We start from the raw sequence: 14,714 nt of genomic DNA, 5'->3' as shown, positions 1-14,714 counted from the left end.
CTCGGGCGGCGCGCACCGGATTCGAAGCCCGCCCGTCGATGGCGTCTTGCCCCGGTCGGGGTCTCACGGCACAGATCGAAGACGGACTGCGCGAGATTCTCTTTCGTCCTTTCGGCGCCGGCAAGTCCGCAGGGGGAGGGGCTCCCGGCACGATCCTCGTCACCACCGAGACCCTTCCCCTCCCTATGTCCCTCTCCCCGCGACGGAATCCGACACCATGCGCACGACCCTGACCGCCTTTCTCCTCATCGCTTTCACGGGTGCCGCCCTCGCGCAGCAGGTGAACGAGCCGCCGATCCAGAGCCCGCAGGACGCCGCCTGTCGCGAACAGGCCAGGGCGCAGGTCTTCAGCGCCGCCAACCCGAACAACCTCAGCCTCTACGACCTCGGCTCGCAGATCTATCACGCCTGCATGGCCAGCTATCACACCACCGGCCCGAACCCGGACCGCAAGGATCGCCGCTTCTGAGGAGAGCCAAGCCCTTCCGTCTCAACGATAATCGGTGGGCGTCAGGCCGTGCCGGGCGATCTTGTCGTAGAGGGTCTTGCGCGGTGTGCCGAGGGATTCGGCGGCGATGCGGACGTCCCCGCCGGCCATGATCAGCTCCTCGCGGATCAGGCCGCGCTCGAACCGGTCGACCTGTTCGGCCAGGGTTCCGGCGGTGGCGGCCTCGGGCGGCGAGACCTCCTTCTGCCCGAGGCCCAGGGCGTGACGCTCGGCGAAATGGCCGAGTTCGCGCACGTTGCCGGGCCAGTCGTGCCGGCGCAGGTGCTCCCGCACGGCTGCGGTGATCGGCGCGGGCTCGCGGCCGAAGCGCGTCGCCGCGCGGGTCAGGAACTCCTGGAACAGTAGCATCACGTCCTCGCGCCGGTCGCGCAGGGGCGGGATCGCGATCGTGATGACGTTGAGCCGGTGGTAGAGGTCGTCGCGGAAGGTGCCCTGCGCCGCCGCCTGGCCGAGATCGACCTTGGTCGCCGCCACCACGCGCATGTCGATGGGGCGGATCTCGTTGGTGCCCAGCGGCTCCACCGCCCGTTCCTGCAGCACGCGCAAGAGCTTGACCTGGAGACCGAGCGGCATGCTCTCGATCTCGTCGAGGAACAGCGTGCCCCCCTGCGCGTGCTCGATCCGGCCGACGCGGCGCTTGAGGGCCCCGGTGAAGGCGCCCGCTTCGTGGCCGAAGAGCTCGCTCTCGACGACGCTGTCGGGCAGCGCCCCGCAATTCATGGCGACGAAGTTCCGGCCGCCCCGCCGGCTCCAGCGATGCAGGGCGCTCGCCACCACCTCCTTGCCAGACCCGGTCTCGCCGAAGACGAGCACGTCCACATCGGCCTGGGCGACCTCGCGCACGAGGCGGCGCAGGCGCACCATCTCGGGTGAGATGCCGAGGAAGGCCGGGTCCTCCTCCACCGCCGCGTCCAGCCGGGCGCGCAGGGTGCGGTTCTCGAGGACGAGCCGGCGCCGCTCCAGCGCGCGGCGCGCCGAGGCGACGAGGGATTCGGCCGGATAGGGCTTGGCCAGGAAATCGTAGGCCCCGTCGCGCATGGCGCCCACCGCCATGCGGATGTCGCCATGCCCGGTGATCAGGATCACGGGCAGTTCCGGATCGATCGCCTTGATCCGCCCGAGCAGGGCGATGCCGTCGAGATCGGGCAGGCGCACGTCGGTGACCACGAGGCCGGGCGGATCGGCGAGGATGGCAGCCAGCGCCGGTCCGGCGGCCCCGAAGGTCTCCACCGTGAACCCGTCGAGCTCCAGGCTCTGGCGGTTGGCGCGGCAGACATCCGTCTCGTCGTCGATGAAGACGACCCGTTCGGCCGACCCGCCCGCACCCTCTTCAACGCTCACGGTGTCGTCTCCACGGGGGCTTTGGCCAGTTCCATCCGAAACACCGCGCCGCCGGCCGGATCGTCCATGGCGTTCAGGCTGCCGCCGCAATCCTCGACGATTCCGCGCGCGATGGCGAGCCCGAGACCGAGCCCATCGGATTTGGTGGTGAAGAAGGCATCGAAGACCTGCGCCCGGATGGTCTCGGGGAGGCCCGGCCCGGTATCGCGGACCTCGATGGCCACGCGATTATCGGGCACGTCCCGCACCAGAAGGGAGACCCGTGGATCGGTGCTCCCCGCCGCCGCGTCGAGGGCGTTCTGGAGCAGGTTCACCACGACCTGTTCGAGGCGCGGCCCGTCGCCGAGGACGTAGAGGCCGGGAGCCGGCCTCTCCGCCGAGATCGCAATCCGGGCCGCCTGTGCCCGTGCTTCCACCAGTTCCAGGCTGTTGGCGAGGATATCGGCGAGCGCCACGGGCTCGCGACGGGGCGACGAGCGCCGGGCGAACCCCTTGAGCTGCCGCGTCAGCCCGCCGATGCGGTCGGTGAGGCGGCCGATGGCGAAGGCGTTCTCCGCCGCCTCCTCGCCCCGGCCCCGCCGCACCAGGATCGCCGCATTGTCGGCGTAGGAGCGGATGGCGGCCAGCGGCTGGTTGATCTCATGCGCCATGCTGGCGGCGAACTGCCCCAACGCTGCGAGCCGTCCGGCCTGGGCGAGTTCGCGGCCCAGGCGCTCCCGCTCGGCTTCCGCCTGTCGTCGTTCCTCCTCCGCCCTCCGCCGCTCCTCGATCTCCAGCCGAAGCATCCTGTTGGCGTCGGTGAGCTCCAGCGTCCGCTCGCGTACGCTCCTCTCCAATTCTTCCCGGCGCGCCGCAGCCTGAGCGAGGTGCTGGCGGGTCCGCCGCCGACGGCCCGCCAGGGTCGCGATCCCGATACAGGCCAGGCCGGTGCCGAGGGCGGCGATGATCCAGGCCTGCACCCGCTCGCGGTCCACGGCAGGGCCCACGGGCGTCAAGGTATGGAGCCGCCAGTCGGTGCCCGGAATGGGGGCATCCAGGGCGAGGGCCGTCCGGGCGGGCCGCGATCCCCGGCCGACGCGGACGAGATCCCGCATCCCCCCGACCGGATGGAGCGGGAGCGCCGAGAGCGGCGCCTCGCCGAATTCCAGCGCCGCGCGGATGCGCTTCCGCTCGTCGTCGCCGACCTCGCGCAGGGTGGCGAAGCTCCAGGCGGGATCGCTCGCCACGAGGACGATGCCCCGCGCATCGGCCACGAACACCCCGTCTCCCGATTGCCGCCACGCGGCCTCGACCCCATCGAACTCGATCTTCACCACGACGACGCCGCCAGCCTCGCCGATCCGCCGCGACAGGTAGAGCCCCGCCCGGCCGCTCACCGTGCCCAAGGCGAATTGCGACCCGGCGCCATCGGCCATGGCCTGCCGGAAGTAGGGTCTGAACGCGTAGTCCCGGCCGACGAAGCTGCGCTCGGCCTCCGCGTTGCTCGCGGCCACGGTGATGCCGTCGGGGCGAATGACGTAGATCACCGCCGAGCCCGTGGCGGCCGCCACCTGGGCGAGGCGCTTGCTCACCTGCTCGACCATGGCCGGCGTCGGATCCGGCCCCGCCACGGCGGCGATTTCCGGGTCCGCCGCGAGGGCGAGGGGGAGCGAGGCCTGCTTCTGCATCTCGGCCCGCAAGGCGCCGACCTGCAGCGCCAGGGTCGACTGTGCCGTGCGGCGCAGGTCGGACAGCGCCCAGCGTTCGGCGGCCTGCCCAGCCAGCCACGCCGCGACCCATACGAGGACGAGGCTGGCGGCGAGGGCGAGGCTCCGGCGCGACCGTTTCAGAAATCCGCGATCGGTTCCCTCGCGAGGCGAGACATTCGAATTCAAGGGGCTCGCTCCAGTGCGGAATTCCGGACGGAATTTCGCGGCGGGGTGCGGATAACCGCATTCGACGTGAGGAGGAGATTGGCGACCATCTGAAAAATATGTCTCAAATCAATGTTTTAACGAATTATTTCAGGAGTTCCCGATCTGGCACGGCGGTTGCCATTCTCAGACCGAAACGCAGGCCTGCGTTCATCGCAGAGCTGTGCGCCGAAGGGGTCTAGCCCCGGACGCCAAGACCAAAAGACGACGAGGCCCGGACACCCCGGCGCTTCGATCCGAACCGATCTATTCCCAAGGGAGAAGCCCGCCATGGCCGCCATACCGTCACCGCTCACCGCGCCGCACGCGCCGGCAAAGCCCAAGCCCCTCTATCGCACGCTGTATTTCCAGGTTCTCGTCGCCGTGGCGATCGGCATCACCCTCGGTCACTTCTACCCGCAGGTCGGCGCGGACATGAAGCCGCTCGGCGATGCCTTCATCAAGCTCGTCAAGATGATCATCGCGCCGGTGATTTTCCTCACGGTCGTCTCCGGCATCGCCGGCATGACCAATCTCGAGAAGGTCGGGCGCGTCGGCGGCAAGGCGCTCATCTACTTCATCACCTTCTCGACCCTGGCTCTCATCGTCGGCCTGATCGTGGCGAACCTCGTCCAGCCGGGCGCGGGCATGCACATCGATCCGAAGTCCCTCGATCCGAAGTCGATCGCGATGTACGCCGACAAGGCGAAGACGCAGTCGATCACCGACTTCCTCATGAACATCATCCCGACCACGGCGGTGGGTGCGTTCTCGGGCGGCGAGATCCTTCAGGTCCTGTTCTTCTCCGTGCTGTTCGGCTTCGGCCTCGCCTTCCTGGGCGATCGCGGCAAGCCGGTCCTCGACATCATCAAGGTGCTGTCGGAAGCCATCTTCGGCGTCGTCAACATCATCATGAAGGTCGCGCCCATCGGCGCCTTCGGCGCCATGGCCTTCACCATCGGCAAGTACGGCATCGCCTCGCTCGCCAACCTCGCCTACCTCGTCGGCGCCTTTTACCTGACCTCGGCGATCTTCGTGCTCGGCGTGCTCGGCCTCGTCGCCCGCTACAACGGCTTCTCGATCATCAAGCTCATCCGCTACATCAAGGAGGAGCTCATGCTTGTCCTCGGTACCTCGTCCTCCGAGTCGGCCCTGCCTTCGCTGCTCGAGAAGATGGAGCGCGCCGGCTGCTCGAAGCCCGTCGTCGGCCTCGTGGTCCCCACCGGCTACTCGTTCAACCTCGACGGCACCAACATCTACATGACCATGGCGGCGCTCTTCATCGCGCAGGCCACGGACACGCCGCTCACCTATGGCGAGCAGGGCCTCCTGCTTCTCGTGGCCATGCTCTCTTCCAAGGGCGCGGCCGGCGTCACCGGTTCGGGCTTCATCACCCTGGCGGCGACCCTCGCGGTGGTGCCCTCCGTGCCCGTCGTCGGCATGGCGCTGATCCTCGGCGTGGATCGCTTCATGTCCGAGTGCCGCGCGCTCACCAACTTCATCGGCAATGCGGTGGCCTGCATCGTGGTCGCCCGCTGGGAGGGCGAGGTCGACGAGGTCAGACTCGCGGCGGCACTGGGCGGCAACCCGATGCCTCTGGCAGCCGAGATGCCGGTTCTCCAGGCTGCGGAGTAACACCCGTCCCGACTTCGAGCCGGGTGGCGATCCAGCCGGCTCGAAGACGATCCGAAAGGGGCTGCCGGACCGCAATGGCCCGGCAGCCCCTTTCGCGTCGAGCACGGCCTCGGCTCCTCGACGCGATGGGTCACCCGAGGCCATTCCAGACGAGACACGTGCCCGAGATCGCCAGAAGCCCGTCCATCATGAACCGGAACGTCTCCGGGGCGAGGCGAAGCACGAAGGGCTTTGCCACGAACGCCCCCACCATGAGAGCCGCGCCCACGGCGAGGCCTCTGACGAAATCCGCGACCGGCAATGCGCCGGTTCCCTGAAAGGTCAGGGTCTTGGTCAGGTAGATTGCCAGCGACGCAGCGGCCTCCGTGCCGATGAACGCACCCTTGGTCAGGCCGTAGCCGATGAAGACCGGAACCGAGGCCGGGCCGGTCGAGGCGACGATGCCCGTCAGGAAGCCGATGACCGCTCCGGCAACCGCCAGATGGGGGAGCCGCACTCTGACGAGGCGGTCGGCCAGCCAGCGGCGTCCGGGGATCATCGCCAGAAGAAACGCGCCGATCGCCAGATCGACAGCATGCGGCGGCAGGACCAGCATCGTGCGGGCGCCGAGCATCGCCGCCGGAATTCCGGTCGCCGCATAGGTAGCGACGGCCCGCCAGTCGACCTCTCGCCACCATGCCAGGATGCGGGAGAGGTTCGCCATCACGGCCGCGACCGCCATGATCGGAATGGCTTCCTTGGGCCCGTAGACATAAGCGAGGACCGGCACCAGCATGATCGAGGAGCCGGTGCCGATGATGCCGCTGACGACGCCCGCCACGAGGCCGATGGAGAGGATGAGAAGCAGGCCCATCGGCCGATTGTGCCCGGTCGAACCGGAAGTCCCTAGGGACAATGCCTGACGGTGGATAACCTCGGCCTGCGAGCCTGTGCTGACGGAGGCCGGCTCGGATCACTTTCCCGCCAGCGAACGTTCTCCTGCCCTCATGCTGACCAGTCGGACCGATCTTGCCGATCTCGGCACCTTCCTCGCCATCGCTCGCCACCTGAGTTTCCGGCGCGCAGGGCTGGAACTCGGTGTCAGTGCCTCCGCGCTGAGCCATGCCCTCAAGGCGATGGAGGCTCGCCTCGGCGTGCGGCTGATCAATCGCACCAGCCGGAGCGTCACCCTGACCGCAACGGGTGAAGAGCTTCTGGCGTCGCTCGATGCGCCCTTCGCGGCGATCGGTTCGGCGCTCGACGGACTCAACCGCCACCGGGAGCCAGGGAACGCCGCGGGGCGCATTCGTCTCAATGTGCTCGAACATGCCAGCACGCTGCTGCTCGCGCCAGTGCTGCCCGTCTTCACCGAGCGCCATCCGCATATTGAGATCGACGTCCGCGTCTCCAACGAGCTGCTCGACATCGTGGATGCCGGGGCCGATGCGGGCATCCGATATGGCGGCACCGTCGCTCAGGACATGATCGCCCAGCGCCTGTCGGCCGACCTTCGCTGGGTGGTTGTCGGCGCACCCTGTTATCTCGATCGGCATGGAACGCCGGCGCATCCACACGACCTGTTGGCGCATCGGTGCCTGCGCATCCGCCTCGGCGACGAACGGCTCTACGGTTGGGAGTTCGAACGGGCCGGTGAGTCGCTCGCGCTCGACGTGCCCGGCGCCGTGACGATCGACAACACGCACTTCGCACTGTCCCTCGCGATGGCAGGCGGGGGGCTGGCTTACCTCCCCGAACCATGCGTCAGGTCGCCGGTCGGTCGCGGTGAACTGCGCGTCGTTCTGACGGATTGGGCACCCGAGGGAGCCGGCTTTCACATCTACTATCCGGGACGTCGCCAGTTGCCGACAGGCCTGCGGCTCCTCATCGATCTGGTTCGCGAGCTTCGCCCGCTCGGTCTGTAGGCGCGATGTCGCCAGCGATGAGCCATGCTCATCGGTCTGTTGAAGCAATGGCGGGTCATCGGAGTGAGGCCGTGAGCCTACTTGTCGCTGATCGGTGAGCGGTAAGGCTCGCCATCACGCCCAGCCGGAGGCTTCCGACATGCTCACCACGCACCGTTTCACCGAAAAGGTCGTTTTCGTCACCGGTGCCGCCAGCGGCATCGGACGTGCCGCCGCCCTCGCTTTCGCGGCCGAGGGGGCTCGCGTGGCGATTGCCGACCGGACTGAGGCGACCCTGGAACACTTGCGGGCCGAGATCGAAGCGGCCGGCGGAGAAGTCCTGGCGATCCGTTGCGACGTGTCTCTGCCGGAAGAGGTGGAAGCGGCGATTGCCGGAACCGTCGAACGCTTCGGGCGCCTCGACTGTGCCTTCAACAATGCCGGAGTCGAGAACAGGGCCACGCCGGTCCACGAGATCGAACTCGACGAATGGGACCGCATCCTCGACATCAACCTGAGGGGGACCTTCCTCTGCATGAAGTATGAGCTGGCGCAGATGGTGCGCCAGGGTGGCGGCGTGGTGGTCAACACCTCCTCCGGTGCCGGCATCCGCGGTGTCGCGGGCGGCGCGGCCTATGCCGCTTCCAAACACGCCATCATCGGTCTGACCCGCTCGGCGGCGCTGGACTATGCCAGGAAGAACATTCGGGTGAACGCCATCCTGCCCGGCAATATCGAAACGCCGATGATGGACCGTTTCACGGGAGGCGACGTTCAAAAGGCGATCGACCTCGAACCGGTAGGGCGCCTCGGCAAGCCGGAGGAGATCGCAGAAGCGGTGCTCTGGATGTGCTCGGACCTCGGTGGGTTCGTGACCGGAGCCGCCACGGTGATCGATGGTGGCTGGTCGCTTTGACGGTCGATCCGGCGAAAACGGAGGAGCAGGCGAATGGAGATCACACGCAGCGGGTCGCGACCGTCCGGCAGGGGACCGTCCGAATGGTTCACCGGGACCGTGCGGATCGACCCTCTTTTCTCCGCGCCCGAACCGGCGAGGGTCGCTGGAGCGAGCGTGACGTTCGAGCCGGGCGCCCGCACCGCGTGGCATACGCATCCGCTCGGCCAGACCCTCATCGTCACCTTCGGGGCCGGCTGGGTTCAGCGGGAGGGCGGCCCTAAGGAGGCTATCGGGCCGGGCGACGTCGTCTGGTTCGAGCCGGGCGAAAAACACTGGCACGGGGCAACGGCAACGACGGCCCTGACGCATATCGCGATCCAAGAGCAGCTCGAAGGCCGGGCGGTGACGTGGTTGGAACAGGTCACCGACGAACACTATCGCGGCGTCTGACGCTCGCGCAAAGGTGGCCCCTCGACGGGCGGGCGCGAAGACCCCCGTCCCGACGGGGCCTCATGTGGAGGGGATCAGGGTGAAGACGTGGTCCGCTCCGGCAATGGTGGCCGGGCGGTGGGCGACGATGATTCGGGTCATGCGCAGATCGCGCAAAGCCTCGGCGATGACCGCTTCCGTCGCTTCGTCGAGATGGCTCGTCGCCTCGTCGAGGAACAGGATCTCCGGTTTGCGGTAGAGGGCGCGGGCAAGGATGACCCGCTGCTTCTGGCCGCCCGAGAGCGTCGAACCCATATCGCCCACGAGGGTCTCGAACCCCATCGGGGTGCGCTTGATGTCGGCGAGAATCGCGGCGCGCGCGGCGCATTCCTCGATCCAGCCGGCATCCGGCCGCTCGTCGAAACTGGCGATGTTCTCGGCGATGGAGCCGGCGAAGAGGCCGTCATTCTGCATCACGCCCGCGATCCGGCGGCGATAGCTGGCCGCCCCGAGGGTGCGGATCTCTTGCCCTTCGACGAGGACGCGCCCCTCGCTCGCCGGCAGCAGGCCCATCATGATCTTCATCAGCGAGGTCTTTCCCGAGCCCGAGGGGCCGGTGATGGCGAAGCTCGTCCCCGCCGGCACGTCGAGGCTGAGGTCGCGGAAGATCCAGGGCTCGTCCGCGCCGTAGCGCAGGGCGAGCTCCTTCACGGCGACACTCCCCGTACCCTCCGCCGCCCGGATCAGCGCCGGGGCGGCCGGTTCCAGGGTGGAGCCGGAACCCTCCTCGGGCTCGCTCATGACGATGTCCGACAGCCGATCGGTCTGGACGTTGAGCATGCGCAGCTGGAAGCCCGACTGGATCAGGTTGCCGATCCGCTGCGAGAACTGGTCGCGATAGGCGAGGAAGGCCACCAGCATGCCGAGCGTCATCGACTGGTCGATGACCGCCCGCGCGCCGAGCACGAGCAGGAGCAGCCTGTCGACGCCGAACAGCAGCTCATTGGCCCGGCCGAAGACGAGGTCGAGGCGCTGGAGCCGCAGCCGCGCATTCAGCGAGGTGACGAAGTGATTCATCCAGGTGCCGCGCCGGCGCTCGCGCAGGTCGAGGAGCTTCACGCTCGCCATGCCGCGCACGGTCTCGATGAAGTGGCTCTGCTGGCGCGCCTCGGCGACGATCGCCTCCTCGGTGCCCTCGCGGTAGGAGGCGTAGGCGGCGATCCGCAGCGCTGCGGCGAGCGCCGTCGAGGCGACGACGACGAGGGATAGCCAGCCGCCATAGACCACCAGCATGGCGAGCATGCCGATGGACATGATCCCGTCGAGCACGGCCTGGACGAGATCGGTGGTGAGCCCCTTCTGGATCGTCGCCAGGGAGCCGAAGCGCGAGATCACGTCGCCGACGTGCCGCTTCTCGAAATAGTCCAGTGGCAGGCGCGAGAGGTGGTCGAACAAGCTCCCCGACCATTGGTAGTTCAGCTTGGTCCCGGTGAGCATGATCGCCCAGGTCCGCGCCACCGAGAGGACGAGCTGGACGACGAGCAGAAGGGCGAGCCCCACCGCCACCACCAGCAACAGGTCGAGATCGGCGTTGACGATGACCTCGTCGATGACGATCTGCGAAGCGATCGGCATCAGGATCGCGACGAGCTCGATGCCGAGGGACAGGGCCAGGATCTGGGCGAGCGCCGGGCGGATGCCGCCGATCGTCCGGAACAGGTCGCCTAGCGCCAGTCCGCGCTGCCGCTTCTCGCGCACGAAGCTGGTGGTCGGGCTCGCCTCCAGGGCGACGCCCGTGAACTCCCGCGACGCCTCCGCGAAGGTGAGCTTGCGCCGCCCCCGGGCGGGATCGTGGATGACGATCCCCCTGCCGCTCACGGCGGTGAGCACGACAAAATGGTTGAGCCCCCAATGCAGGATGCAAGGCGTCTTGAGCTTGGGCAGGTCCTTCAGCTCCGCCCGCAAGGCCCGGGTGGCGAGGCCCATCGAGCCCGCCAGATCGATGAGGTTGCGCAGGGTCATGCCCTTGAGCGACAGGGCGTGGCGGCGGCGCAGGGCGCCGAGATCGACATGGCGGCCGTGATACCCCAGCACCATGCCGAGGCAGGCCATGCCGCATTCGGCGGCCTCCGCCTGAAGCAGGACGGGCACGCGCCGGCCGAAGCCGAACTGAAGGGTGCTGAGCAGGCTCACGCTTTCATCCGCCGCGGGTCACGAGATCGACGCTGCGCTTGACCCGGTAGAGCGGGTCGAGAAGCCATCGGTAGAGGGGGCGCTTCTCCAGGGCGATGTCGGCCTCGACCCTCATCCCGGCTTCCAGACGGCGGCTCTCGCCATAGGCGATCACGCTGTTCTCGTCCGGCCGCACGATGATGCGGTAGATCCCGTCGCCGTTCTTCGCCTTGGCGCCGGCGGCTTCCGGCAGGTCGGCGGCCTCCAGGGGCGCGCGGGTCACCTCCGAGACGGTGCCGCGATAGAGGCCGAAGCGTTGGAAGGGGAAGGCCGCATAGCGCAGCATCACCGCCTCCCCCGTATCGATGAAGCCGATGGCGGAGGATTCCACGAACAGGTTCGCCTGCAGCCTACCCTCGCTCGGCAGCAGGGTGAGCAGCGTGGCACCCGCCGCCACGCCCTGGCCAGCCTGGACCCGGATGGAGGTGAGGATGCCCTTCTCCGGCGCCCGCACCTCGATGGCCCGGCGGGCCTCGCTCTCGGCCCGCTGCTGCTCCAACTGGGCGGCGGTGCGGTCCATCTCGGCGAGGTCGCGGGCGAGCTTGTCGTCGAAAGTGGCGAGCGTCGCCTGCAACTCGCCGACCTTGCCCATGAGCTGCAGGCGCGAATTGCGGAACTGGGCAAGCTGGGAACTCGCCTGCAGGTAGAGGTAATTCTGGTTCTGGAGGTCGGCCGAGCGGGCAAAGCCGTCGCTCACCGCCTTGGCGAGGACATCGACCCGCTCTTTCAGCGGCGGCACCAGCTTCTCCTGCAACTGGACCTGCTCCTCCAATTGCCGCGACTGGGATTGGAGGTTGTCGATCTGCTCGGCGAGCGAGCGCTTCTCGGTGGCCGCCATGGCTGACCGCAACCGAGATTGCGCCTCGATCGTCTCCTTCTGCCGGGCCAGCTGATCGATGATGCGCTGCTGGGTCGGGCCTTTGGCTGAGACGGCGTCGAGGTCGAGCGTGTAGAGAAGCTGGCCCTGCACGACCCGGTCCCCCTCCTTCACCCCCGAGGCGCTGACGCGTCCGGCCACCGGGCTCGCCACGGTGATGAGACCCACATCCGGTGTGAGCATGCCGAAGGCGTGGATACGGCGGGTGTAGGTGCCGAAGACCACGTACAGGATTGCCGCGATGGTGATCAGGATCGTGATCGCGGTCATCAGCCGGATTGAGAGTGGCTGCACGATCTGGGCTTCGCCCAACCAGGAATCCTGGCGCGCTCGGGCGACCTCTGCGCGAAAAAGCGGCGACGTCATCGGGTTCGGCGGTCCTCCTAGCCCAATGGCGGCGTAGTTCGATGTTGAGGCGTCTTATGCACGAGAAGCGCGGCGGGCCTACTGGCCCGCCACGCTTATTCACCGATCAGGATTGATGCGGATAAGTGCTCAGTGGCCGCCGAGGAGGCCGCCGACCGCGCCGAGAAGACCGCCGACGAGGCCACTCACCAAGCCACCCACCTGGCCGACCACGCCGGAAACGGCGCCGAGTTCGCTGGACAGGTCGAGGTCCAGACCGAGGGACAGGCCGCCGCCGACGGCGTCGAGTTCGGTGGCGTCGAGTTCGCGGATGGTGTCGAGGTTCTGGGTCATGTCACATCTCCAAGATTAGGCGGCGCGTTCGCTTCGCGCCATGCCGAGAAATCGGGTTGGCGGGCCGGGCTACTTGCCGCCCAGGAGGCCACCAACGGCGCCGAGCAGGCCGCCGACGAGACCGCCGACCAAACCGCCGACTTGGTCGATCGTGCCCGAAACGGCACCGAGTTCACTCGAAAGGTCGAGGTCGAGACCCAGGGAGAGGCCGCCGCCGACCGCATCGAGCTCGGATGCATCGAGGGTGCGGATGGTGTCATTCGTCTTAGACATTCATTCTCTCCAGAGTGTATTCGGTACGTCGATCTTTTTCTCTAGTCTATGTTTGAAAGCATTCGGTCTTGCTTTCTGTTATCCAGACTACACGCTCAGAATCGTCCATCAACCCTCAATTTCGACCTTCATGCCTGAGGTCGCCCCTCGGTGAGCTTTGTTGTCGATTGATGACGGCGTGGCTGTTTCTTCGGCTACGGTCGGCGAAGGTCTGATTTTCCTCACCAAGTTTGCTGGAATTTGGCGATTCTTGCTGAGGATGAGGCAAGGCTTAGAATTCTGTATTTTCCTAATCAAAGCACTGATAAAAATCATGTTTTTTGAATTATTTGACAATTTGTCGCAGGTAAGTCAATCGACAAAGTGAGGCTTGACTGTGTGGAATTTGCTTCCCCTCCTATCGGCTTAGGCGACAACAATGATCTGCGGCCCCCGGAGCGAGGCGGTCCGAGGGCGGTAAGTCTTATTATAGATTTGACAAAGGGCAGTCGCATTGCCCGAGGAGGCTGTGGCAGTCACCGTCAGCGGGCTAGGCTGAGCGACAAAGGCAAGACATTTCACAATAGGCCTTGTCGCGTCGGATGCAGGTTCATTGGATCTCACCCTTGCGTGCTGCATCGCTTTGCACGAAAGTGCAGATCGAACGGCTTGTGGTGGCGGTTGTTCGTCAAAGCGGCTCATTGCCGATCGAATGCCCAAACTGGGCGCTCGAGGACGGGGCCTTTCGAGACGCGTTTCTTGCGACCGTTCGGGAGACGGGCTGCCAATGGGAGTTTTCGCATGCATCATGATCGCGTGAATGCGGATTGATCAGAGCGAATGCGGTTGCACGATCGAACTCGACGGTGAGATCGAGGCTGTGCTCCAGACCAGCACGGGCCTCGGGTGGTCCGGCATCGGCTTCAGCGACATCATGCTCGGCAGCCAGGGGACGGTGTCCATCGTCCAGCAAGGCATCCACTTCGCCCTTTCGCTGGCGCCGCCGAGTCAGCGCTTCCTCTGGTCGGGCCAGACTTACGATTTCTCGGAGGACAACATCATCGTCCTCGAGCCGGGGGCTGCCGTGGTCGAGAGTTGGACCGGGCCGTTCCGTACGCTGACACTGAGACTGGCCCCGGAGGCCGTCGAGCGCATCACCGACGCCTCCCTCACCAAGACACAGATCCGGACCCAGTTCGTTCCGTCGCGCTCGCAGATCGCGGTGAGCCATCTGCTGCAAGCCGTGTCGGCCGACCTGGAGACGGGATGCTCCACCGGGCCATTGTTGGTGGAAAGCGTATCGGCGACGCTGCTGCAGTTGTTCTCAGGCGGTGAAACGATGCCCCGCCGCACCGGCCCCACGCTGACGTCGCCACAGGCCGCGACCCTTCGCGAACTGATCCTCGCCCGCCTCGCTGAACCGCTGAGCCTGCAACATTTGGCGGACGCCGTCGGCACCAGCGTCGGCCATCTCGTTCGCGCCTTCAAGACATCCTTCGGCGTGACACCCTATCAGTTCATCCTGCGGGAGCGGGTGAACCGGGCGCAGGACCTGATTGCCAGCGGGACGTTGAGCCTGAGCGAGATCGTGCCCCTGGCGGGGTTCAACGATGCGAGCCAGATGTCGAAGACCTTCCGCCGTCTCACGGGACAGCCGCCACGCGCCTTCCTGCGCCGCGCGCGCGAGACTCGGCCCCTCGGCCCATCGAACGGTTAAGTCCCCCCGCGAGGAGTTCCGGCTGTGCCCCCGATTCTTCAGCGGTCGGGGCGATCAGCATCGCTCTTGAATGCCTCCGACCCCCAGGCCGTCATTACCGGATGTGATCGTTATCGACGAGGCGACGAGTTCCCGCGACGGCGAAACCGATGCGGCGGAGATGGCGGCCCTGTCCGGCACGCGCACGCTCATGCTGACCGCGCGCCGGCTGACGAATCTGAACGGAACGGATGTTGTCCATGCCCTGGACGAAGCCCGGCCGATCGCTTCGGGACCATCCGATATTGTCCTGCCGACGACCACAGTGGAACCAGTCCGTTCGATTGTGGGACTCCGATAAGGGATGGTGCGGTC

The 14,714-nt window shown here is 66.9% G+C and carries 14 protein-coding genes; 7 read left to right on the top strand and 7 right to left on the bottom strand.

Annotated elements, in window-relative coordinates; all coding sequences use genetic code 11:
* Positions 1 to 217 precede the first annotated feature (217 nt).
* Positions 218 to 469, top strand: coding sequence for a hypothetical protein (locus ASF08_RS03275; RefSeq protein WP_056141265.1), 252 nt, complete (start codon positions 218 to 220; stop codon positions 467 to 469).
* A gap of 21 nt (positions 470 to 490) precedes the next feature.
* On the opposite strand, the gene ASF08_RS03270 is transcribed toward ASF08_RS03275, so the two are convergent.
* Positions 491 to 1,849: a sigma-54-dependent transcriptional regulator gene (locus tag ASF08_RS03270; protein ID WP_056141262.1), complete on the bottom strand. Its 1,359-nt coding sequence runs from the start codon at positions 1,847 to 1,849 to the stop codon at positions 491 to 493.
* Positions 1,846 to 3,723 (bottom strand): sensor histidine kinase, encoded by a 1,878-nt coding sequence (locus ASF08_RS03265; protein ID WP_056141259.1) that lies wholly within the window; start codon positions 3,721 to 3,723, stop codon positions 1,846 to 1,848. The genes ASF08_RS03270 and ASF08_RS03265 overlap by 4 nt, the downstream gene beginning before the upstream one ends.
* Positions 3,724 to 4,032: 309 nt before the next feature.
* On the opposite strand from ASF08_RS03265, the gene ASF08_RS03260 reads away from it, so the two are divergent.
* The gene (locus ASF08_RS03260; protein ID WP_056141256.1) at positions 4,033 to 5,376 is read left to right on the top strand and encodes a dicarboxylate/amino acid:cation symporter; all 1,344 of its coding nucleotides are present in this window, start codon (positions 4,033 to 4,035) and stop codon (positions 5,374 to 5,376) included.
* A gap of 130 nt (positions 5,377 to 5,506) precedes the next feature.
* On the opposite strand, the gene ASF08_RS03255 is transcribed toward ASF08_RS03260, so the two are convergent.
* Complete coding sequence (locus tag ASF08_RS03255) at positions 5,507 to 6,229, bottom strand: sulfite exporter TauE/SafE family protein (protein WP_056141253.1); 723 nt, start codon at positions 6,227 to 6,229, stop codon at positions 5,507 to 5,509.
* Positions 6,230 to 6,362: 133 nt separating this feature from the next.
* Between ASF08_RS03255 and ASF08_RS03250 the strand changes: the two genes are divergently transcribed.
* The 3 genes from ASF08_RS03250 to ASF08_RS03240 all read left to right on the top strand — a co-directional run bounded on the left by ASF08_RS03250 (position 6,363) and on the right by ASF08_RS03240 (position 8,604).
* Complete coding sequence (locus tag ASF08_RS03250) at positions 6,363 to 7,277, top strand: LysR family transcriptional regulator (protein ID WP_056141371.1); 915 nt, start codon at positions 6,363 to 6,365, stop codon at positions 7,275 to 7,277.
* A gap of 139 nt (positions 7,278 to 7,416) precedes the next feature.
* Positions 7,417 to 8,172 (top strand): glucose 1-dehydrogenase, encoded by a 756-nt coding sequence (locus ASF08_RS03245; protein ID WP_056141248.1) that lies wholly within the window; start codon positions 7,417 to 7,419, stop codon positions 8,170 to 8,172.
* 33 nt (positions 8,173 to 8,205) lie between these two features.
* Complete coding sequence (locus ASF08_RS03240) at positions 8,206 to 8,604, top strand: (R)-mandelonitrile lyase (RefSeq protein WP_056141246.1); 399 nt, start codon at positions 8,206 to 8,208, stop codon at positions 8,602 to 8,604.
* Between the two features lie 60 nt (positions 8,605 to 8,664).
* Here the strand turns inward: ASF08_RS03240 and ASF08_RS03235 are convergent, their stop codons facing one another.
* The 4 genes from ASF08_RS03235 to ASF08_RS03220 form a co-directional block, all read right to left on the bottom strand.
* Entirely contained in the window at positions 8,665 to 10,776 is a 2,112-nt protein-coding gene (locus ASF08_RS03235; RefSeq protein ID WP_056141241.1) for a peptidase domain-containing ABC transporter, read from the bottom strand.
* A 4-nt stretch (positions 10,777 to 10,780) separates the two neighbouring features.
* On the bottom strand, positions 10,781 to 12,058 hold the full coding sequence (locus ASF08_RS03230; RefSeq protein WP_056141238.1) for an HlyD family secretion protein: 1,278 nt from the start codon (positions 12,056 to 12,058) through the stop codon (positions 10,781 to 10,783).
* 129 nt (positions 12,059 to 12,187) lie between these two features.
* Entirely contained in the window at positions 12,188 to 12,391 is a 204-nt protein-coding gene (locus ASF08_RS03225; protein ID WP_018045605.1) for a hypothetical protein, read from the bottom strand.
* Between the two features lie 69 nt (positions 12,392 to 12,460).
* Entirely contained in the window at positions 12,461 to 12,664 is a 204-nt protein-coding gene (locus ASF08_RS03220) for a hypothetical protein (RefSeq protein WP_018045604.1), read from the bottom strand.
* Between the two features lie 799 nt (positions 12,665 to 13,463).
* Between ASF08_RS03220 and ASF08_RS03215 the strand changes: the two genes are divergently transcribed.
* The gene (locus ASF08_RS03215) at positions 13,464 to 14,360 is read left to right on the top strand and encodes a helix-turn-helix domain-containing protein (RefSeq protein WP_056141235.1); all 897 of its coding nucleotides are present in this window, start codon (positions 13,464 to 13,466) and stop codon (positions 14,358 to 14,360) included.
* Between the two features lie 103 nt (positions 14,361 to 14,463).
* Entirely contained in the window at positions 14,464 to 14,700 is a 237-nt protein-coding gene (locus ASF08_RS03210; RefSeq protein WP_056141232.1) for a hypothetical protein, read from the top strand.
* Positions 14,701 to 14,714 lie beyond the last annotated feature (14 nt).

The sequence above is a fragment of the Methylobacterium sp. Leaf85 genome, from assembly GCF_001422125.1.
GTDB lineage: Bacteria > Pseudomonadota > Alphaproteobacteria > Rhizobiales > Beijerinckiaceae > Methylobacterium > Methylobacterium bullatum.
This window is presented reverse-complemented; position numbering and strand designations above follow the sequence as displayed.